Genomic DNA, 19,276 nt, shown 5'->3' on the forward strand with positions numbered 1-19,276 from the left:
TGACCCTCGATGTCTATGCCGAACTATTCGATGACGACCTAACCGCAGTTGCCGATAAGTTAGATGAAAGTGTGGGCAAAATGTGGGCACGAGGACCGTCTGCCGCCACCTAGCAACACGAAGAAACCGCGTCTAACAGCGCAAACACCGCCGCAGAGTCGGAGCCCCCTGTCAGGATTGAACTGACGACCGCTCGCTTACAAGGCGAGTGCTCTACCACTGAGCTAAGGAGGCGGGCTGAGACCGGGTCCAAGCCTAACGGTCACTCGTCGCTTTCGATCACGCGTGTTGAGCGGATCGTTCGCGATGAGGGACGCCGTCCGGGACGGCGGCCGGGCAACGGAATTCGGTCGGCGATACTGCTCAGTGGATTGACCACCATGGTGAGCGAGATGACGGCGTCCTGCAGGGTGGCGATGGCCGGCTCGAGCGCCTCCATACCCGGGGTCAGGCGGGCCAGGGTGTCGGCGACATCGGCGAGCTGATCCAACGGACCGTGCTTCGCGGTCAGTTTGTCGACCACTCCACCCTCGCTGAGCAACCGGGCCGCGAGTCCGTCCTCGGCCAGCACCCGCTCGACCAGACCTTCCTCCGCGAGCAGTTGATCGGCCAGCCCGCCTGGCTGCAGAGCACGATGCAATCCACCGCCCTCGGCGGTCAGGCGGTCGAGCAAGCCGTCCTCCGAGGTCAGCAGGTCCACCACCCCGCCCGGTCGCAGCAACCGATCGATCGGCCCGTCCGCCGCGATCGCGCGGCCCAGCGGCGCGTCGTCGTCCAGCAACCTGGCCAGCCGATTGGCGCGACCGATCGCGTCGTCGATTCCCAGCATCGACGTCATCGCGTTGGTGCCGGCGGTCCCGCCGTCACCCAGCGCGCGCTTCGCCACGCCTACCGCCGCGCTTGCGACGGTCAAACTCGCGTCCGCGGCGGCAAGTCCGACCCGTGCGGGTGCGGTCGCTGCCGAGACGATGCGTGCGGCGAAGTTCATTCCCCGAGTCTATGCGCGACGCGACCTGAGGAAACTGCGCGTGTCCACGATGAAGCGCTGATTCCTGGCAGACTACTATCAGACTGTTGGCACTGAGCTTACAGGAACCACACAATTTTCACACAGCTAACTTTCAGGCAAGGATTGACCTCATGACCGCCCCAACACCCAGCGAAACGAAACCGGAGGCTCGCGTCCTCGTAGTCGATGACGAGGCCAACATCGTCGAACTGCTGTCCGTGAGTCTCAAGTTCCAGGGGTTCGAGGTCTGCACGGCGACCAACGGCGCGCAAGCGCTGGACCGTGCCCGCGAAGCCCGCCCCGACGCGGTGATCCTCGACGTGATGATGCCCGGCATGGACGGGTTCGGGGTGCTGCGACGGTTGCGCGCCGACGGCATCGACGCACCGGCGCTGTTCCTGACGGCCCGAGATTCCTTGCAGGACAAAATCGCCGGGCTGACGCTGGGTGGCGACGACTACGTGACCAAGCCCTTCAGCCTCGAGGAGGTCGTCGCCCGGCTGCGGGTCATCCTCCGGCGCGCAGGCAAGGGTGGGGCCGAACCGCGCAGTGCCCGCCTGACTTTCGCGGACATCGAGCTCGACGAAGAGACGCACGAAGTGTGGAAGGCCGGACAGTCGGTGTCGCTGTCGCCCACCGAATTCACGTTGCTGCGTTATTTCGTGATCAATGCCGGCACGGTCCTGAGCAAACCGAAGATTCTCGACCACGTCTGGCGTTATGACTTCGGTGGCGACGTCAACGTCGTCGAGTCCTACGTGTCCTACCTCCGTCGCAAGATCGACACCGGCGAGAAGCGACTGCTGCATACGCTGCGTGGCGTAGGTTATGTCCTGCGGGAACCGCGCTGAGCGCGCACCCGGTCACCAGCGGTAGCAGAAGAATCCAAAACATGGCCACACAGCATCGACGTGGACTGCCCCTGCGGGTAGGTCTGGTCGCCGCCACCCTCGTCCTGGTTGCCTGTGGCTTGGCCGTCTCGGGGATCGCAGTGACCTCGATCCTGCGGCACAGCCTCATCAGCCGCATCGACCAGACGCTGCTCGACGCCTCGCGCGGCTGGGCGCAGGCGCCGCGGCGACAGTCGCCGCCGCCCTACGAAGGCCCCGACCCGGCGCGGCCGCCGTCGAAGTTCTACGTGCGGGGGATCGGGACCGATGGCACGCCGTTCACCGCGATCAACGACCGCAACTCCGAGCCGGCGCTCCCACCCGACAATGATGTAGGCCCGAATCCGATCACCCTGCCCTCGGTGAACGGGTCGGACATTCAGTGGCGAGCGGTGTCGGTGCACGGCCCGCACGGACTGACGACCGTCGCGATCGACCTGTCCGACGTCCAGCACACGGTCAGCTCGCTGGTCTGGCTGCAGATCGGTATCGGGGTGGCGGTGCTGGTTGTGGTCGGGATAGCCGGCTTCGCGGTGGTGCAGCGCAGCCTGCGGCCGCTGTCCGAGGTTGAACAGACCGCCGCGACGATCGCCGCCGGCCAGCTCGACCGCCGCGTTCCGGAGCGTGATCCCCGCACCGAGGTGGGCCGGCTGTCGCTCGCGCTCAACGGCATGCTGGCGCAGATCCAGCAGGCGCTCGCGTCCTCGGAGTTGTCGGCCGAGAAAGCCCGCAGTTCCGAGGAGCGGATGCGACGGTTCATCACCGACGCCAGCCACGAGCTGCGCACCCCCCTGACCACGATCCGTGGCTTCGCGGAGCTGTATCGACAGGGCGCCGCACGCGACGTCGCCATGCTGCTGTCGCGGATCGAAAGCGAAGCCAGTCGGATGGGCATGCTGGTCGACGACCTGCTGCTGCTGGCCCGGCTGGACGTGCACCGGCCGCTCGAACACAACCGGGTCGATTTGTTGGCGCTGGCCAGCGATGCCGTGCACGACGCGCAGGCGATGGACCCCACCCGCAGCATCACTTTGCAGGTCTTCGACGGTCCCGGCACGCCTGAGGTGCTCGGTGACGAGCCCCGGATCCGGCAGGTGCTGAGCAACCTCGTCGCCAATGCCCTGCAGCACACGCCGGACACCGCCGACGTCACCCTGCGCGTCGGCACAAAGGGCGATGACGCGGTGATCGAGGTGGCCGACAAGGGTCCGGGCATGAGCGCGCAGGACGCATCGCGGGTCTTCGAGCGGTTCTATCGCACCGACTCGTCGCGGGCCAGGGCCAGCGGCGGCACAGGGCTCGGGCTATCGATCGTCGACTCGTTGGTGCGTGCGCACGGCGGACGCGTCGGAGTGACGACCGCGCCCGGCGAGGGCTGCTGCTTCCGCGTCACGCTGCCGCGCGTCAGCGATGTGCCCGCGCAGGAGCCGGTTCACGCCAACTGAGCCAGCGCCGCCTTGATCTTGGCCTGCGCCTGGTCCAGGGACTCCGGCGACGGGTTGCGGTCGACATTGGCGAACCCGAAGTCGCTCAGGCTGCGCGTCGGGAACACGTGGACGTGCAGATGCGGCACCTCTATGCCGGCGATGATCAGCCCGGAGCGCTCGGTCCTGAAGGCCTTGCAGACGGCCTTGCCGATCAGCTGGCTCACGGCCATCACTTTGGCGAACGCCGCGCCGTCGACGTCCTGCCAGTTGTCGATCTCGGCGCGCGGCACGACGAGTGTGTGCCCCTGCGTCATCGGTTCGATCGTCAGGAATGCGACGACGTCGTCGTCCTCATAGACAAATCGGCCGGGAAGTTCACGATTGATGATCTTGGTGAAGATCGACGCCATGGGCCCAGCATAGGTGCGACGAAATCATGGCCTGAGGGCGCCGCCCGTCGCCCGGGCAGTGACACACGCGTGCGCGGGATTCGATATCGCATGCGCTATCGAATTTGAGAAGGCGATGGCTCTTCGGGCGACTCAGTGCTGCGGGGAGTGTCGGGTCAGCCCTGCTGGCCGAACTCCATCACGTCGAGGTTCCAGTAGCCGCGCATGTTGGTGATCAGGCCGGCGTCGTTGACCTTGTAGGTGAAGACGCCGCGCACCTTGCTGGTCATGCCGCCCTCAAACTTGCTCTGCAACACCAGAATATGAGCGATCTCGTCGGGAGAGCTCGACGGGAAGGTCTCCTCGCAGGTGATGGTCAGCTGGTTCTGGGCGATGTTGTTGTCGAAGAATTCGCCGACGGCCGCCTTGCCGCGCACGCCGGTGCCGTCGGGGTTGGTGACGGATTTGCCGATCGGGTCCTCGATGACAACGTCGTCGGTCATCAGCGCCAGCCAGCCGTCCCGATCCTTGCCTTGGGCGCAGCGCCACGACGACTGCGACGCGGTCAGTGCCGGGGATTGGGCGGTTTGGGTCATGGTTATCTCTCCTGTCACTAGATTGCACACGCGGGGCGTGCGCCGTCTTCGGTGGCGAGGTGCAGGCCACCCGGAGTCTTGGGAATGCTGATGGTCAATACCGATGGCGCCCAACGTGATCAGGCCGACGCCACCGTTGGCCCGCGCGGCGAAGTAGTCGCGGGTGCGTTCGGAGGGCAGGCCGCCAGGTGTGCCGCACATGGTCTCCATCGGAGACATGACGATCCGGTGGCGCACCGGCATGGCGCCGGTCCGCCCCGGCGCCATCAGGTGCGGGAAGCCCGCCACGTAAGAAGTACGGTCGGCTTACCGATCGGCGTCCGTGTAGCGGATTACGCCGCGAATGTTCTTGCCGTCCAGCATGTCCTGGTAGCCGTCGTTAATCTGCTCGAGCTTGTACTGCCGAGTGATCATGTCGTCCAGGTTGAGCTTGCCTGCCTTGTACATCGACAGCAGCTGCGGGATGTCGAACTGCGGGTTACCGCCACCGAAGATGGTGCCCTGCAGGTTCTTCTGCATCAGGGTCAGCATCGCCAGGTTCAGGTTGACGTTGGTGTCCAGCAGGCTGCCGATTGCGGTCAGCACGCAGGTGCCACCCTTCTGGGTGATGTTCAGGTAGTTGTCGATGTCGGCACCCTGCAGCTCACCGACGGTGACGATGACCTTGTGCGCCATCAGGCCGTAGGTGACCTCGGCCATGCCGCCCATGGCGGCCATGATGTCGGGGTAGACGTGGGTGGCGCCGAATTTCAGCGCCTGGTCGCGCTTCCACTCCACCGGGTCGATCGCAAAGATGTAGCGGGCGCCGGCGTTGACGGCTCCCTGCAGCGCTGCCATGCCGACCCCGCCGACCCCGACGATGGCGACGTCCTGGCCCGGCCGGATGTCGGCCGTGCGGACCGACGAGCCGTAGCCGGTGGTGACACCACAACCAACCAGGGCGGCCACCTCGAACGGGACCGACGGGTCGATCTTCACGACGGAGCTACGGTGCACGACCATGTACGGCGAGAACGTTCCCAGCAGGGTCATGGGGAAGACGTCCTGGCCGCGGGCCTGGATCCGGAAGGTGCCGTCAGAGACCGCCGCGCCGCCCAGCAGGCCGGCGCCCAGGTCACACAGGTTGCGCATGCCGGCCTGACATGTCGGGCATTGCCCACAGGACGGGATGAAAGACAGCACGACGTGGTCGCCCGGGGCGATGTCCTCGACGCCCGGCCCGACGTCGGTGACGATGCCGGCGCCCTCGTGGCCGCCGAGCACCGGGAAGCCGGCCATCGGGATGCCGCCGGTGACGAGGTGATGGTCGGAGTGGCACATGCCCGCCGCTTCCATCTGGATCTTGACCTCGTGGGCCTGCGGGTCGCCGATCTCGATTTCCTCGATTGACCAGGGCTGATTGAACTCCCAGATCAGTGCGCCTTTTGTCTTCACGATGGTCCTGACCCCATTTCGCCTTTGAATTGATCAGAGCTGTCCGGCCCCTTCATGCCGGCCAGCCAGGTGACGGGTGCCACAGACACCCTTGTCGCGTCAGCATAGCGCGTGTAACAAATCAAATGCTTGGTTGGTCCGTCCGCCGGCCGCGGCCCGGTCGTCACCAGATCGGCGACGGCGCCTGGCCGAGCGGGTAGTAACCGGGAAGCTTTTCACCGGCGACGCTACGCTCGATCCGCCTCTGCATACCAGCGCTGAGATCGCCGGACTCGATCAGGGTCGCGAACATCTTGGCCACGTGGCCGAAGTCGAAGAAGTCGCGCTGCCACTCGATGAGGTTGTCGCTGCTGAGGCGGAACCAACTGCCGCCGATGCCGTAGATCTCGTCCTGGGTGCCGTCGGACTTGTTGACGATCTGCTTCCAGAAGCCGACGATCTCGCCCTGCTTCTCGTCGATGAGCACCTTCTGGTACTCGTAGACCCAGTTCTCCAGGCCTTCCATCTCCAGGCCGAGGGCGACATCGCGGATCTCATCGACGCCGACACACATCACGTCTTCCTTGGGGCCGATGTTCCAGCCGTAGGTGGCGTCCTTGGTGTAGAAGTCGGCGAGCGGCCGCCAATCACCAGCCTTTTCGCAGTCCTTGTTGGCTTGCAGCCAGCGGTCGACCCAGCCTTCAAGTTCTTCGCGTGACGCCATTATCAGTCTTCTTTCTCTTTGATGAAAAGGGCATGCGTTGGGCACATATCGACCGCGCGCTCGACTTCATCGCGGGCGTCTTCGGGCGGCTCGGGGTCGACGATCTCGACCTTGCCCCGCTTGGGCACTCGGAAGTAGTCCGGCGCCTCCAGTTCACACATGGCGTGGCCCTGACACAGGTCAAGATCCGCTTCGATCCGAAATCCCATTCCCACGACCTACTTCTGGCGTTTGCGGTAACGGACCTTCGCCGGACGGGCAAGCTGCACGACCATCTTGGAGTGATCGTTGTGATAGCTGTCGGCCGGCTGTGCCATCTCGAATTCATACTCGCGCAATAGAACCGAGAAGATCGCCTTGATCTGCATCTGGGCGAACGCGGCGCCGACGCAGCGGTGCCGCCCCGCGCCGAACGGAATCCAGGTCCACCGGTTGACGATGTCGGCCTGCTCGGGCTTGTTGTACCGGTCGGGCTTGAACGCGTCCGGGTCGGGAAAGTCCTCCGGAATCCGGTTCGAGATGGCCGGGGATGCCGCGACGAAGTCGCCGTCGTGAATTCCGAAGCCCTCGACCTCGAACTCGCCCTGGGCGACCCGCATCAGAATGATCAGCGGCGGGTGCAGGCGCAGGGCTTCCTTGACCACGTTGTCGAGCTTCGGAATCGACCGCAGCGCATGGAAACTCACCTCTTGGCCGTCGGCGTAGAGCTCCTCGAGCTCGGTCAGTACCTCGGCGTACACGTCGGGGTGGCGGATCAACTCGATCAGCGTCCACGCCGAAGTCCCGGAACTGGTGTGGTGCCCGGCGAACATCAGCGAGATGAACATCCCGGTGACCTCGTCGGCGGAGAACCGCGGGGTGCCGTCGTCGTCCTTGATCGACACGAGCACGTCGAGCATGTCGCGGTCGCTCTTGTCCTTCGGTGGGTTGGACAGCCGCTGGTTCATGATTTCCTGAACCAGCGCAACGAGTTTGACACGGGCCTCGTCACGACGCCGAAAGCTCTCGATCGGCAGGTAGGGGTCGACGTAACACAACGGGTCGGTGCCGCGTTCCAGCTCGTGGTAGTACTCCGCGAACCGGTGGTCGAGTTGGTTGCGGAATTTCACGCCGATCAGGCAGGCCGTCGACGTGTAGATGGTCAACTCGGAGAAGAAGTCGAGCAGCTCGATCTCGCCCTCGTCGCCCCAGTCGGCGATCATCCCCTTGACCTGAGCCTCGATGGTGGCGGCGTGGCCCTTCATCTGCTCGCCACGCAGCGCCGAGTTGTGCAGCATCTCCTTGCGCCGCTCCGGGCTGGCGTCGAACACCACGCCCTTGCCGAAGATCGGCGCCATGAACGGGTACGCGGCGGCCTGGTCCAGATCCTCATCGGCAGAACGGAAGAAGAACTCGTTGGCACCGGCACCGGACAACAAAATGACGTGCTTGTCGACCAGCTGGAACCAGCCGACATCACCGCACTCCTGACGCACCCGGTTCATCAAACCGATTGGGTCGGTGCGGAATTCCTCGAGGTGACCGTGTTCCTCTTCGCCGCCGGATACCCGCGGCACGATAGCGGTGGTCATTGTCCTGGCATCCCCTCTTCTCCGAGTGCCAACTTCTGGCGAGTCTTGTTGTCGGCCAACGGCGCTTCGGGCTGAAGCTCCATGTTCGCGATGAAGCCGCCGCGCGGTGTCTCGGCGACGAACGTGATGGCTCGGCCCAGGTCCGCCGCGCGCAGGAAGTAGTCGTGGCGCGCCTGACCCCACTTGGCCCAGTCCTCAAGTGCGGGGCCGATCTTCTCGGCCGGCAGGCTCCAGCCCATCGATGTCTTGGTCGGGCCGGGGTGCACGATCGAGGCCCGCACGCCGGTGCCCTCGAGCTCCATCTGGAAGTTGGTGACCATCGCGACGAGCGCGGCCTTGGCAGCGCCGTAGGCGCCCATGTGCGGCCGCTGGCGCAGGGCCACGTCGGAGCCGACGAAGATCAGGTCGCCCCGTTGCCGGTCCAGCATGCCCTGCAGCACCGCGTTGGCCAGCCGGAATGCACCGACCAAGTGGATCTGCAGCTGCGAGTCGAATTCGTCGCCTGCGATCTCGGCGAGCTTGCCGAAGTAGGTGTCGCCCGCGCCGGCCACCAGCACCTCGATATCTCCGAGTGCCTCGACCGACTGTGCGACAAAGGATTTCACCGAGTTCGGGTCGGTGACGTCGAGGTGGAATCCGACGGCCTCGCCGCCGTTGGCGTTGATCTTGCCGACGATGTCGTCAAGCTTCTCGACGCGGCGGGCACCCAGGGCGACCGGGAAGCCATGCGCAGCGAGCTCGATGGCGGTGGCCTCTCCGATGCCGGAGGACGCGCCGGCCACGATGGCGGGCCGGCGTTCGGGCAAGGGTTCAAAGCGGGGCATTCAGCGGACCTCCACGGTCATGGGTAGGTGGGCGAATCCGCGGACATTGCTCGAGTGAACGCGGACGGCGTTGGCCTCGTCCACTTCGTAGCCGCGGATTCGCCTGAACAACTCGGTGAGCGCGACCCGGGCTTCCATCCGCGCCAGATGCGCGCCCAGGCAGAAGTGTGCGCCGCTACCGAAACTCAGGAGTTTCGGGCCGATTTCGCGTCCGACGATGTAGTCGTCGGGATGGTCGAAGACCCGCTCGTCACGGTGCCCCGAACCGGGCAACAACAGTAGGACGTCGCCCTCGGGAATGGTGGTGTCGTGCAGAGTGAGCTCGCCGGCCACGGTCCGAGCCAGGATCTGGCTGGAGGTGTCGTAGCGCAGCGTCTCCTCGACCCACAGCGGCACTCGGGACAGATCGTCGTAGACCGGTGTCAGCTGATCGCGATTTCGGTGTCCCCAAAACGCCGCGTTGGCAAGCAGTTTGGTGGTGGTCTCGTTCCCCGCGATCACCATCAGGAACATGAAGCCGAGGACCTCGTCGTCGGTGAGCCGGTCCCCGTCGATCTCGGCTTCCAGCAGCGCCGAGGTCAGATCGTCCGTCAGTTTCTCGCGCCGCTCCGCCACCATGCCCTGGTAGTAGACGATCAGGTTGAGGGAGGCCTCGATGGCCTCCGGCGGCACGTCGGTGACGCCTTCCTCGCGGTGCATCACGCCGTCGGCCCAGGCTCGGACCCGGTCGCGATCCGGCTCGGGGACGCCCATCAGCTCGGAGATCACGTCCATGGGCAGCTTCCCGGCGAACTCGTCGACGTAGTCGACGGTGCCGTCCTTCGCCTTCTCCAGCATGGTGTCGAGATGCTCCGTCGCGATCTCGGTGACCCGGGGCTCGAGCTCACGAATCCGCCTGGGTGTGAAGCCCTTTGAGACCAGCGTCCGCAGCCGCAGGTGGGCGGGATCGTCCATCGCGAGAAACGACATCGTCTTGCTGGCGTGCGGGCCGCGCGACGCCGGATCCAGCGAGACGCCGTACTTGTTGGAAAGCGTTGTGCTGTTGCGGAATCCCTTCAACACATCGTCGTGCCGCGACAACGCCCAGAACTTCAGCTCCTCGTTGCGATACAGCGGAGCCTCGTCTCGCAACCGCTTGTAGTACGGGTACGGATCTTCGTGGAAGTCGTAATCGTAGGGATCGAGGACCAATTCGTGGTCGCCGACGTGCACAGTCATCGCTTCGCTACCTGCCTTAGGTCTGTGGGCTTGTCTCGGCGGTGCCGGTCAGGATGAGGCGCACCACGTAGGCCAGCCGGTCGGCGATCTCGCGATAGCTGAATTCGCCACTGCCGGCCTGAACGAGTGCGCCGAAGAACAACATCTCCAGCGCGGACACGGTGGTGGGATCGGCGTCGGGGCCCATGGCGGACGTGATGCGGCGGTGGATCTCCGCGCCGATCCGGTCGCGTGCGGATCTCACGGCCGGGTCGGCGCCACCGCTGAGCAATGCCGTCGTGCAGGCGGCGCTGACCTCGGGCTCATCCGCGACCACCAGGGCCAGGTGGCGCAGCACCTGTTCCACCCGGTTCGGCATCGGGTCGTTGACGTCGGTGAAGTAGGGGACCTGGCGCACCAGATCCAGGTAGACCTCGGCGATCAGATGATTCTTCGACGAGAAGTAGGTGTAGGCCGTGGCGGGCGCGACTTTGGCGCGCGCCGCCACGACGCGCACCGTCAGGTCCGAGTAGGACTTCTCGCGCAGCGTCTCGATGCCCGCCGCGAGCACCTTGCGGAAGGTCTCCTCTTGGCGCCGGTTGCGCAGGGGCTGACCGGACGGGTGCTCGGGTGTGGACGTAATCGCAACCAGTGCGTCGCTGGACACATGTCCAAGCTATCGGAACGGGTCACAACGAAGCAAGCCCGTTTCTCGGACATGGTGGTTAAGGTGCTGTTTTCGCAGACCGCGGCGCGGCAAGCGAGATCGGCTCTTGCACCCTTGACAACCTGGCGACTATGGTTCGATCGGGCAATATCGGACAACTGTCCACTGGATTAGCGTGCTTTGTTAGAACGGGAGCGGGAGATGGCCTTGTTGGCCGACGGCGTGAGTCAACTCTTCATCGACGGCAAGATGTCGGCCGGCAGCGCCGGCACCTTCCCGACGATCAATCCGGCGACCGAGGAAGTGCTGGGAGTCGCCGCCAATGCCGACGCCGACGACATGGGCCGCGCCATCGACGCCGCGCGCCGCGCCTTCGACGAAACCGACTGGTCCCGCAACACGGAACTGCGGGTGCGGTGCGTGCGCCAGCTGCGTGAGGCGATGCAGCGGCACCTCGAAGAGCTGCGCGATCTGACCATCGCCGAGGTCGGCGCGCCGCGGATGCTCACCGGAATCGCTCAGCTCGAAGTCCCGGTCAACGATCTGGCATTCGCGGCGGATACCGCCGAATCCTACGAATACAACCAGGATCTCGGCCAGGCATCGCCAATGGGCATCCCCACCCGGCGCACGATCGCCCGGGAGGCCGTCGGTGTCATCGGCGCTATCACTCCGTGGAACTTTCCGCACCAGATCAACCTCGCCAAGATCGGACCCGCGCTGGCCGCCGGAAACACGGTCGTGTTGAAGCCGGCCCCCGACACGCCCTGGTGTGCCGCCGTGCTGGGTGAACTCATCGCCGAGCACACCGACTTTCCGCCCGGTGTCATCAACATCGTCACCTCAGACGATCACGGCGTCGGGGCGCTCCTGTCGAAAGACCCTCGGGTGGATATGGTTTCGTTCACCGGATCGACGGCGACGGGCCGCGCCGTGATGGCCGACGGTGCCGCAACCATCAAGAAGGTGTTCCTCGAGTTGGGCGGCAAGTCGGCCTTCATCGTGCTCGACGACGCCGACCTGAGCGGCGCGGTGGGCGTGGCGGGCTTCTCGGTGTGCATGCACGCCGGGCAGGGCTGCGCAATCACCACCCGGCTGGTGGTGCCGCGTGCGAAATACGACGAAGCGGTCGCGATCGCGGCCGCGACCATGGGCGGCATCAAGGCCGGCGATCCCACCGACCCCGGAACCATCTGCGGCCCGGTGATTTCCGCGCGCCAGCGCGATCGGATTCAGGGCTACCTCGACTCGGCGATCGCCGAGGGTGGGACGTTCGCGTGCGGAGGCGGCCGGCCGGCCGACCGTGAAGTCGGTTTCTTCATCGAGCCCACCGTGATCGCGGGGCTGGGCAACGACGCTCGCGTCTCGCGCGAGGAGATCTTCGGCCCGGTCCTGACCGTGATCCCGCACGACGGCGACGACGACGCCGTGCGCATCGCCAATGACTCGGCATACGGGTTGTCGGGCACCGTGTTCGGCGCCGACCCCGACAGGGCGGCCAGTGCTGCCGCGCGGGTCCGCGCAGGCACGATCAATGTCAATGGCGGCGTGTGGTATTCGGCCGATGCGCCGTTCGGCGGGTACAAGCAATCGGGAAACGGTCGCGAGATGGGGCTGGCCGGTTTCGAGGAGTACCTGGAAACCAAAACCATTGCGACTGCGGTGTAACCAGAGGAGCTTGAGAGCATGAGATTCGAGAACAAGGTCGCCATCGTCACCGGATCCGGTGGCGGCATCGGCCAGGCGTACGCCGAGGCGCTGGCCCGCGAGGGCGCCGCCGTCGTGGTGGCCGACATCAACGTGGCGGGTGCCGAGAAGGTGGCCGATGGGATCAAGGGTGAGGGCGGTACCGCGCTGGCGCTGCCTGTCGACGTGTCGGATCCGGCTTCGGCCAAGGAGATGGCTGACCGCACGCTGGCCGAGTTCGGCGGCATCGACTACCTCGTCAACAACGCGGCCATCTTCGGCGGCATGAAGCTCGATTTCCTGATTACCGTCGACCCCGAGTACTACAAGAAGTTCATGAGCGTGAACCTCGATGGTGCGCTGTGGTGCACCCGCGCGGTCTACAAGAAGATGGCCAAACGTGGTGGCGGAGCGATCATCAACCAGTCTTCCACCGCGGCATGGCTGTACTCGAACTTCTACGGGTTGGCCAAGGTTGGGATCAACGGACTCACCCAGCAGCTGGCCACCGAACTCGGGGGCCAGAATATCCGGATCAACGCGATCGCGCCCGGCCCCATCGATACCGAGGCCAACCGCACCACCACGCCGCAGGAGATGGTTGCCGACATCGTCAAGGGAATTCCGTTGTCGCGCATGGGACAACCCGAGGACCTCGTCGGTATGTGTCTGTTCCTGCTGTCGGACGAGGCGTCCTGGATCACCGGACAGATCTTCAACGTCGACGGCGGACAGATCTTCCGCTCATGACTAGCGATCTCAAGCTGGGCTACATCGGACTGGGCAACATGGGCGCGCCTATGGCCACGAAGATGACCGAATGGCCGGGTGGGATAACGGTTTACGACATTCGGACCGAGGCGATGACGCCGCTGATCGAAAAGGGCGCCGGCGTGGCCGACAGCGTTGCCGACATCGCCGCCGCCGACATCATCCACATCACCGTGCTCAACGACGCCCAGGTGCGCGAGGTCGTCGGTGAGTTGGCCGCCCACACGAAGCCCGGCACGGTGATCGCGATCCACTCGACCATCAGCGACACCACCGCCGTCGAACTGGCAGGCGCGCTGAAACCGCAGGGCATTCACATCGTCGACGCGCCCGTCAGTGGAGGGGCCGCTGCTGCCGCCAAGGGCGAACTCGCCACCATGGTGGGTGCCGAGCGCGAGGTGTACGAGCGGATCAAGCCGGCATTCAAACACTGGGCGTCGGTGGTCGTCCACGCCGGTGAGCCGGGTGCGGGAACCCGAATGAAGCTGGCCCGCAACATGTTGACGTTCACCTCGTACGCCGCGGCCTGCGAGGCCATGAAGCTGGCCGAGGCGGCCGGCCTGGACCTGCAGACCCTGGGCCGGGTGGTGCGCCACACCGATGCACTCACCAGTGGTCCGGGTGCGATCATGGTGCGCGACGACATGAAAGACATTGAGCCGGACAACTTCCTGTATCAGTCCTTCGTGCACGCCCGCGGGCTGGGCGAGAAGGACTTGAGCCTGGCGCTGGCCCTGGGCGAGGCGGTGTCGGTCGACCTGCCGCTGGCCCAGCTTGCGTACGAACGACTGGCCGCCGGACTCGGCGTACCGCACAAGGAGAATGAGTCGTAATGGACGAGCTGCGCCGCAAGGGCCTCGAGAAGATGAACGAGGTCTACGGCTGGGAGATGCCCAACATCGAGGGCGATGCGTACTTCGACCTGACCGTCGATCACCTGTTCGGCAGCATCTGGACCCGGCCGGGGTTGTCGATGCGCGACAAGCGCATCATGACGCTGACGGCCGTGACCGCGGTCGGCAATCGCGACCTGGCCGAGATTCAGATCAATGCCGCGCTGCTCAACGGGGAACTCTCCGAGACCGAACTCAAGGAGATGGCAGTCTTCCTGACGCATTACCTTGGCTTCCCGCTGGGTTCGGCACTTAACGGGGCGGTCGACACGGTCGTCGCCAAGCGCAAGAAGGCCGCCGCGAAGGGCGCCCGTGAGGACAAGAAGGCCAACGTCGAGGGTGCGCTAAAGATGCACTCGGGGAAGAGTGACGGTTAGCGCTGATAGTCGAGTTTGAAAAGGACAATTGGTCGAAAGTCGCTGACGCTCAAAAGGGCTTAACGCCTTCCGGCATAACGTATTCGGAGATCGGCCCGGAGACTCCGTTGATCGACGTTCCGCCGTTGATGATGCCCGGGGCCATCTCCAGCATGTTGTGCGGGAACCCGAACCTCGGTTTGGTCAGCGCGTTGAGCCGGTCCAATTCGTCTGCGCTGAGATGCACGTCGACGGCGCGAACGTTGTCGTCCAGCTGCGAGAGCCGGCGCGCCCCGATGATGACCGACGAGACGGCGGCCTGCGCGCGCACCCAGGCCAACGCGACACTGGCGACGTTCGTCTCGTGCGCCTTGGCGATGATCTCCAGCTCATCGATCAGCGCGTAGGTCTTCTCGTTGAGGAATGCGTCGACCATCGCGCCGCGGTCGGCACTGTGCTGGCCGGCGTTGCTCCGGGTGTACTTGCCGCTGAGCACGCCGCCTTTGAGCGGCGACCACGGCGTGATCCCCAAGCCGAACTCGCTCGCCATCGGAGCCAGCTCTTGTTCGACGGTGCGCTCGAGCAGCGAGTACTCGATCTGCAGGCCGACGAAACTCGACCAGCCGCGGAAGCGGGCAATCAGGTTGGCCTGCGCGATCTTCCATGCCGGGGTGTCCGAGACGCCGATATAGCGCACCTTTCCGGCCCGGACGAGGTCGTCGAGTGCGGCCATCGTCTCCTCGATCGGGGTGTTCTTGTCCCAGATGTGCAGCCAGTAGAGGTCGATGTAGTCGGTCTGCAGCCGCCGCAGCGAGTTCTCGCAGGCGCTGATCAGTGATTTGCGGCCCGACCCACCGCCGTTGGGGTCGCCCGGATATAGGTTGCCGCTGAATTTGGTGGCGATCACCAAGCGGTCGCGCTTCGCGGCGTGGCGCCCGATGTGATCGCCGATGATCTTCTCGGAATGGCTTCGGGTGTAGAAGTTGGCGGTATCGATGAAGTTGCCGCCGAGCTCGATGTATCGATCGATGATCTGTTGGGATTCTTCGACACTGGTTCCCCAGCCGAGATCTTCACCGAAAGTCATCGCGCCGAGGCACAGGGGGCTGACGCGCAGGCCGGAGCGTCCGAGTGTCACGTACTGATCCAGAGGCATGGTGGCCACTTTCTGGTAAGTTGTTCGATTATGTACTTGTTCTGCTCCAAACTAGTTCACTTCTGAACGATCTGGCAAGTCGATGCCTGCAATCGATGCGGCCAAGATCTGGTCGTTGAACTACCGGGTGCTGCTGTCGGTCATCTCCTGCGCCGAGGCCGACATCTGCGCGCTGGGCCTGGAGTCCAAGGAGCTTTTCCTGCTTGCGGAGATCGACGAGCACCCCTACCCGGCGGAGCTGGCCACGACGCTGAGCATGCCCAAGGCGACGGTGACGGCCTACCTGAAACGGCTCGAGGCGGCGGGATTCGTGCGCCGCGAAATTGACGCATCAGACCTGCGACGTCACCGGCTGTTGCTCACCGCGGCCGGGCGTCGAGCCGCGACCGACGGTATGGCGCTGCTGTCCGACGAATTCAACAAGCGTCTGGGGCGCCTCACCGTCGCGCAGCGCAAGGATCTCAAAGGTCTGCTGGAGAAAATCCTGTAGAAGGCGGGTGCTGTGCGCGTCCGGCGTTTTGCCCGGCTACTCTGACGTGTCGTGCGCGTCCTGGTGATCGGTTCCGGTGCCCGTGAACATGCGCTGCTCCTGGCGCTCCGCAAAGACTCGCAGGTCACGGGCCTAGCAATCGCCCCGGGCAATGCCGGAACCGCCCGGATGGCCGAACAGCACGACGTCGACATCACCTCGGGCGAGGACGTTGTCGCCCTGGCGCGTGAGGTCCGGGCGGACATGGTGGTCATCGGTCCTGAGGTGCCGCTGGTCCTGGGGGTGGCCGACGCCGTGCGGGCCGCCGGCATCGCCTGTTTCGGGCCGAGCAAGGACGCGGCCCAGATCGAAGGCTCCAAGGCGTTCGCCAAAGAAGTCATGGCCGCGGCGGGCGTGCGCACCGCGACCAGCGAAATTGTGGACAACCCCGCGCATTTAGATGCCGCCCTGGACCGATTCGGGCCTGCGGTGAACGAACCCGCCTGGGTGGTGAAGGACGACCGACTGGCCGCCGGCAAAGGCGTGGTTGTCACCGCGGACCGCATCGCCGCGCGGGCCCACGCCGCCGGGCTGCTCGAAGCCGGCCACCCGGTGCTGCTGGAGTCCTTTCTGGACGGCCCCGAGGTGTCGTTGTTCTGCGTCGTCGACGGCCAAACCGTGGTGCCGCTGCTGCCCGCGCAGGATTTCAAGCGCGTCGGGGAGGGGGACACCGGGCCCAACACCGGCGGTATGGGCGCCTATGCGCCGGTGTCCTGGCTGCCCGAAGCGGTCTACCGCGACATAGTCGACAACATCGTCGAACCCGTTGCGGCCCAAATGGTTCAGCGCGGAAGTCCGTTCAGCGGATTGCTGTACGTAGGCCTCGCGATCACCGGCAAGGGGCCCGCGGTGGTCGAATTCAACTGCCGCTTCGGTGATCCCGAGACCCAGGCCGTGCTGGCATTGCTGGAGTCCCCGCTCGGGCAACTGCTGCATGCCGCGGCCACCGGCACACTGGCCGACTTCGGCGAGTTGCGCTGGCAGGAAGGCTCGGCCGTGACGGTGGTGCTCGCCGCCGAAAACTATCCCGGGCGTCCACGTGTCGGCGACGTCGTCGTCGGATCCGAGGCCGACGCGGTGCTGCATGCGGGAACGGCGCTGCGCGGCGACGGCGAGGTCGTCTCGTCGGGCGGTCGCGTGCTGTCGGTGGTTGGCACGGGCGCCGACCTGTCCGCGGCGCGAGAGAAAGCCTACGACGTGCTGCGCTCAATCCGGTTGCCGGGCAGCCATTTCCGCGGTGACATCGGGTTGCTGGCCGCCGAAGGAAAGATCCACGTCTAGAACGCGGCGGCCTGGCCGTCCCGGCGGGGATCGCTGGCCGCGAAGTAGCCGTCGTCCAGGCGCCAGATCGCCTGGCAGCTGCCGAACTGGTTGTAGTCGTCGACGGCGACCAAATCATGTCCGCGTTGCCGGAGCTCGTCCAGAGTTGCACTCGGGAAACACTTTTCACAGCTGACCTGCAACCCCTGCACCCATCGAAACCGTGGGCCGTCGCACGCCGCCTGCGGGTTCTGGCCGTGGTCGGCGATGCGCACCATCACCTGCACGTGCCCCTGGGGCTGCATCGTGCCGCCCATGACGCCGAAGCTCATCACCGGGGCGCCGTCCTTGGTGACAAAGCCCGGGATGATCGTGTGGTAGGGGCGCTTGTTCGGCCCGACAAGATTCGGATGTCCTTGGACCGCAGAGAAATCCGTGCCGCGGTTCTGCAGCGCGATGCCGGTGCCCGGCACCACCACGCCGGATCCGAACCCCATGTAGTTCGACTGGATCATCGACACCATCACGCCCGCGGCGTCAGCGGCCGTCAGGTACACCGTTCCGCCACGGGGCGTGCCGGCGGCCGCCGACTTCGCCCGATTGCGATCGATCAATGCCGCACGTTGCTTCAGGTATTCGTTGTCCAGCAAGCTTTCCGGGCGCATCGGCATGTAGTCGGCATCGGCGACGTAGGCCTGGGCATCGGCGAATGCCAGCTTCAGCGCCTCGATCTGCAGGTGCACACTGTCCGCCGAATCCACCGGCAGCGATGCCATGTCGAACTGTTCCAGAATGCCCAGCGCGATCAGCGCCACGATCCCCTGGCCGTTGGGCGGAATCTCGTGGACGGTGTAGCCGCGGTAACTGCCTTCGATCGTGCCTACCCAGTCGGCGTGGTGCGCCGCGAGGTCGCCGGCCCGCATCGCGCCACCGTTGGCCGACGAGTGCGCCTCGAGTCGGTCGGCTAGTTCCCCGTGGTAAAACGCCTCGCCGTTGGTTGCGGCGATCTTCTCCAGTGTGGCCGCATGATCGGCAAACGTAAACAGCTCACCGGCTTTCGGCGCTCGCCCGCCGGGCAGGAACGCTTGCGCGAACCCCGGCTGATGTTCGAACAGCGGTACCTGCGCCGCCCATTGCTCGGCGACGGTCGGCGAGACCAGAAAGCCGTTGCGGCCGTAGGAGATTGCGGGTTCAAAGAGGCGTTCGAAGGGGAGCTTTCCGAACTTGGCGTGCAGTTCGGCCCACGCCGACACCGCGCCAGGCACGGTCACCGAATTCCAGCCGAGCGCGGGAATGGCCTCGCCGCCAAAGTATTCCGGCGTCCAGGCCGCGGGCGAGCGGCCCGAAGCGTTCAATCCGTGCAACCGCCGCCCATCCCACACGATGGCGAAGGCATCCGAGCCGATGCCGTTGGATACCGGCTCCACCAAGGTGAGGGTGATGGCGGTGGCGATGGCCGCGTCCACCGCGCTGCCGCCTTCGGCGAGCATGCGAAGACCTGCCTGGGCGGCCAGCGGTTGCGATGTGCACACAACATTTTGCGCAAGGATTGGCTTGCGCGGCCAGGCGTAGGGGAAGCTCCAACCGAAAGGCGTGCTCACGTCCGCGAGCGTAGCGCTCAGGCCGTCAGGAGCGGCGCCATCCAGGTGAGCTCGGATGGCAGTTGTGAACTCCAAAACTCCGCGTTGTGCCCACCCGGTGAGAAACCGCCGGCCGGCGGATTGGGCAGTTGAGCGATGAACTGCTTTGTCGCAGCGTAAAACGGATCGCTGTCGCCGCAATCCACCCGGATCGGAATCGACGCCAGCGCCGGCATTCCGAACACCGAGTTGGCGGCGAAGTCGTCGCCCCCGTCGAACGCCCCGGGCGCGGTCGCGCCGGAGGACATCCACAGTGCCGGACTCACCGCGCAGATCGC

General features: G+C 65.4%; 20 protein-coding genes, 1 tRNA gene and 1 pseudogene. 8 read left to right on the plus strand and 14 right to left on the minus strand.

Annotated elements, in window-relative coordinates; genetic code table 11:
- Positions 1 to 162: 162 nt before the first annotated feature.
- Positions 163 to 234: transfer RNA gene (locus tag JOZ00_RS03360), tRNA-Thr, on the minus strand.
- A gap of 28 nt (positions 235 to 262) precedes the next feature.
- The gene (locus tag JOZ00_RS03365; RefSeq protein ID WP_293339615.1) at positions 263 to 988 is read right to left on the minus strand and encodes a hypothetical protein; all 726 of its coding nucleotides are present in this window, start codon (positions 986 to 988) and stop codon (positions 263 to 265) included.
- 152 nt (positions 989 to 1,140) lie between these two features.
- Here JOZ00_RS03365 and phoP point away from each other — a divergent pair, with 152 nt between their 5' ends.
- On the plus strand, positions 1,141 to 1,860 hold the full coding sequence (gene phoP / locus JOZ00_RS03370) for a two-component system response regulator PhoP (RefSeq protein ID WP_293339618.1): 720 nt from the start codon (positions 1,141 to 1,143) through the stop codon (positions 1,858 to 1,860).
- A gap of 41 nt (positions 1,861 to 1,901) precedes the next feature.
- On the plus strand, positions 1,902 to 3,344 hold the full coding sequence (locus JOZ00_RS03375) for a HAMP domain-containing sensor histidine kinase (RefSeq protein ID WP_293339621.1): 1,443 nt from the start codon (positions 1,902 to 1,904) through the stop codon (positions 3,342 to 3,344).
- On the opposite strand, the gene JOZ00_RS03380 is transcribed toward JOZ00_RS03375, so the two are convergent.
- From JOZ00_RS03380 to JOZ00_RS03425, 9 genes are all read right to left on the minus strand, one after another.
- Positions 3,332 to 3,736, minus strand: a complete 405-nt coding sequence (locus JOZ00_RS03380; protein WP_293339624.1) for an HIT family protein — start codon at positions 3,734 to 3,736, stop codon at positions 3,332 to 3,334. The genes JOZ00_RS03375 and JOZ00_RS03380 overlap by 13 nt on opposite strands.
- Positions 3,737 to 3,891: 155 nt before the next feature.
- Positions 3,892 to 4,311: a ketosteroid isomerase family protein gene (locus JOZ00_RS03385; protein WP_293339664.1), complete on the minus strand. Its 420-nt coding sequence runs from the start codon at positions 4,309 to 4,311 to the stop codon at positions 3,892 to 3,894.
- A 306-nt stretch (positions 4,312 to 4,617) separates the two neighbouring features.
- Positions 4,618 to 5,745, minus strand: coding sequence for an NDMA-dependent alcohol dehydrogenase (locus JOZ00_RS03395; RefSeq protein ID WP_293339627.1), 1,128 nt, complete (start codon positions 5,743 to 5,745; stop codon positions 4,618 to 4,620).
- A gap of 163 nt (positions 5,746 to 5,908) precedes the next feature.
- The gene (locus JOZ00_RS03400) at positions 5,909 to 6,448 is read right to left on the minus strand and encodes a nuclear transport factor 2 family protein (protein ID WP_293339630.1); all 540 of its coding nucleotides are present in this window, start codon (positions 6,446 to 6,448) and stop codon (positions 5,909 to 5,911) included.
- Positions 6,449 to 6,450: 2 nt separating this feature from the next.
- Positions 6,451 to 6,657, minus strand: coding sequence for a ferredoxin (locus tag JOZ00_RS03405; RefSeq protein ID WP_293339633.1), 207 nt, complete (start codon positions 6,655 to 6,657; stop codon positions 6,451 to 6,453).
- Positions 6,658 to 6,666: 9 nt separating this feature from the next.
- Positions 6,667 to 8,019, minus strand: a complete 1,353-nt coding sequence (locus JOZ00_RS03410; RefSeq protein WP_293339636.1) for a cytochrome P450 — start codon at positions 8,017 to 8,019, stop codon at positions 6,667 to 6,669.
- Positions 8,016 to 8,843: an SDR family oxidoreductase gene (locus tag JOZ00_RS03415; protein WP_293339639.1), complete on the minus strand. Its 828-nt coding sequence runs from the start codon at positions 8,841 to 8,843 to the stop codon at positions 8,016 to 8,018. The genes JOZ00_RS03410 and JOZ00_RS03415 overlap by 4 nt, the downstream gene beginning before the upstream one ends.
- Entirely contained in the window at positions 8,844 to 10,061 is a 1,218-nt protein-coding gene (locus JOZ00_RS03420) for a cytochrome P450 (protein ID WP_293339641.1), read from the minus strand.
- A gap of 16 nt (positions 10,062 to 10,077) precedes the next feature.
- Positions 10,078 to 10,692, minus strand: a complete 615-nt coding sequence (locus JOZ00_RS03425; RefSeq protein ID WP_293339666.1) for a TetR/AcrR family transcriptional regulator — start codon at positions 10,690 to 10,692, stop codon at positions 10,078 to 10,080.
- Positions 10,693 to 10,908: 216 nt separating this feature from the next.
- Here JOZ00_RS03425 and JOZ00_RS03430 point away from each other — a divergent pair, with 216 nt between their 5' ends.
- From JOZ00_RS03430 to JOZ00_RS03445, 4 genes are read left to right on the plus strand one after another with little or no spacing between them, the layout of a single operon-like run.
- The gene (locus JOZ00_RS03430; protein ID WP_293339644.1) at positions 10,909 to 12,375 is read left to right on the plus strand and encodes an aldehyde dehydrogenase; all 1,467 of its coding nucleotides are present in this window, start codon (positions 10,909 to 10,911) and stop codon (positions 12,373 to 12,375) included.
- An 18-nt stretch (positions 12,376 to 12,393) separates the two neighbouring features.
- A complete protein-coding gene (locus tag JOZ00_RS03435) occupies positions 12,394 to 13,143 on the plus strand; it encodes an SDR family oxidoreductase (protein WP_293339646.1) in 750 nt (249 codons plus the stop codon).
- Positions 13,140 to 13,997: an NAD(P)-dependent oxidoreductase gene (locus tag JOZ00_RS03440; RefSeq protein ID WP_293339649.1), complete on the plus strand. Its 858-nt coding sequence runs from the start codon at positions 13,140 to 13,142 to the stop codon at positions 13,995 to 13,997. The genes JOZ00_RS03435 and JOZ00_RS03440 overlap by 4 nt, the downstream gene beginning before the upstream one ends.
- Complete coding sequence (locus tag JOZ00_RS03445; RefSeq protein ID WP_293339651.1) at positions 13,997 to 14,434, plus strand: carboxymuconolactone decarboxylase family protein; 438 nt, start codon at positions 13,997 to 13,999, stop codon at positions 14,432 to 14,434. The genes JOZ00_RS03440 and JOZ00_RS03445 overlap by 1 nt, the downstream gene beginning before the upstream one ends.
- Positions 14,435 to 14,483: 49 nt before the next feature.
- Here JOZ00_RS03445 and JOZ00_RS03450 read toward each other — a convergent pair whose 3' ends face one another.
- Positions 14,484 to 15,569 (minus strand): aldo/keto reductase, encoded by a 1,086-nt coding sequence (locus JOZ00_RS03450; protein ID WP_293339654.1) that lies wholly within the window; start codon positions 15,567 to 15,569, stop codon positions 14,484 to 14,486.
- A gap of 82 nt (positions 15,570 to 15,651) precedes the next feature.
- On the opposite strand from JOZ00_RS03450, the gene JOZ00_RS03455 reads away from it, so the two are divergent.
- Positions 15,652 to 16,059 (plus strand): MarR family winged helix-turn-helix transcriptional regulator, encoded by a 408-nt coding sequence (locus tag JOZ00_RS03455; RefSeq protein ID WP_293339656.1) that lies wholly within the window; start codon positions 15,652 to 15,654, stop codon positions 16,057 to 16,059.
- A gap of 51 nt (positions 16,060 to 16,110) precedes the next feature.
- Positions 16,111 to 17,379, plus strand: coding sequence for a phosphoribosylamine--glycine ligase (gene purD / locus JOZ00_RS03460; RefSeq protein WP_293339659.1), 1,269 nt, complete (start codon positions 16,111 to 16,113; stop codon positions 17,377 to 17,379).
- On the opposite strand, the gene JOZ00_RS03465 is transcribed toward purD, so the two are convergent.
- Both JOZ00_RS03465 and JOZ00_RS03470 read right to left on the minus strand, forming a co-directional pair.
- Positions 17,376 to 18,959 (minus strand): gamma-glutamyltransferase family protein, encoded by a 1,584-nt coding sequence (locus JOZ00_RS03465; protein ID WP_293339661.1) that lies wholly within the window; start codon positions 18,957 to 18,959, stop codon positions 17,376 to 17,378. The genes purD and JOZ00_RS03465 overlap by 4 nt on opposite strands.
- Before the next feature lie 17 nt (positions 18,960 to 18,976).
- Positions 18,977 to 19,276, minus strand: a pseudogene (locus tag JOZ00_RS03470) (alpha/beta hydrolase); the annotation flags it as partial.

The organism is Mycobacterium sp. (assembly GCF_019243155.1).
Classification (GTDB): domain Bacteria; phylum Actinomycetota; class Actinomycetes; order Mycobacteriales; family Mycobacteriaceae; genus Mycobacterium.

Excerpts from the sequence above, each read along its gene's own strand:
- JOZ00_RS03365 (WP_293339615.1), bottom strand. The coding sequence starts at position 988 with ATGAACTTCGCCGCACGCATCGTCTCGGCAGCGACCGCACCCGCACGG.
- phoP (WP_293339618.1), top strand. The coding sequence starts at position 1,141 with ATGACCGCCCCAACACCCAGCGAAACGAAACCGGAGGCTCGCGTCCTC.
- JOZ00_RS03375 (WP_293339621.1), top strand. The coding sequence starts at position 1,902 with ATGGCCACACAGCATCGACGTGGACTGCCCCTGCGGGTAGGTCTGGTC.
- JOZ00_RS03380 (WP_293339624.1), bottom strand. The coding sequence starts at position 3,736 with ATGGCGTCGATCTTCACCAAGATCATCAATCGTGAACTTCCCGGCCGA.
- JOZ00_RS03385 (WP_293339664.1), bottom strand. The coding sequence starts at position 4,311 with ATGACCCAAACCGCCCAATCCCCGGCACTGACCGCGTCGCAGTCGTCG.
- JOZ00_RS03400 (WP_293339630.1), bottom strand. The coding sequence starts at position 6,448 with ATGGCGTCACGCGAAGAACTTGAAGGCTGGGTCGACCGCTGGCTGCAA.
- JOZ00_RS03405 (WP_293339633.1), bottom strand. The coding sequence starts at position 6,657 with ATGGGATTTCGGATCGAAGCGGATCTTGACCTGTGTCAGGGCCACGCC.
- JOZ00_RS03410 (WP_293339636.1), bottom strand. The coding sequence starts at position 8,019 with ATGACCACCGCTATCGTGCCGCGGGTATCCGGCGGCGAAGAGGAACAC.
- JOZ00_RS03415 (WP_293339639.1), bottom strand. The coding sequence starts at position 8,843 with ATGCCCCGCTTTGAACCCTTGCCCGAACGCCGGCCCGCCATCGTGGCC.
- JOZ00_RS03420 (WP_293339641.1), bottom strand. The coding sequence starts at position 10,061 with ATGACTGTGCACGTCGGCGACCACGAATTGGTCCTCGATCCCTACGAT.
- JOZ00_RS03430 (WP_293339644.1), top strand. The coding sequence starts at position 10,909 with ATGGCCTTGTTGGCCGACGGCGTGAGTCAACTCTTCATCGACGGCAAG.
- JOZ00_RS03435 (WP_293339646.1), top strand. The coding sequence starts at position 12,394 with ATGAGATTCGAGAACAAGGTCGCCATCGTCACCGGATCCGGTGGCGGC.
- JOZ00_RS03440 (WP_293339649.1), top strand. The coding sequence starts at position 13,140 with ATGACTAGCGATCTCAAGCTGGGCTACATCGGACTGGGCAACATGGGC.
- JOZ00_RS03445 (WP_293339651.1), top strand. The coding sequence starts at position 13,997 with ATGGACGAGCTGCGCCGCAAGGGCCTCGAGAAGATGAACGAGGTCTAC.
- JOZ00_RS03450 (WP_293339654.1), bottom strand. The coding sequence starts at position 15,569 with ATGCCTCTGGATCAGTACGTGACACTCGGACGCTCCGGCCTGCGCGTC.
- JOZ00_RS03455 (WP_293339656.1), top strand. The coding sequence starts at position 15,652 with ATGCCTGCAATCGATGCGGCCAAGATCTGGTCGTTGAACTACCGGGTG.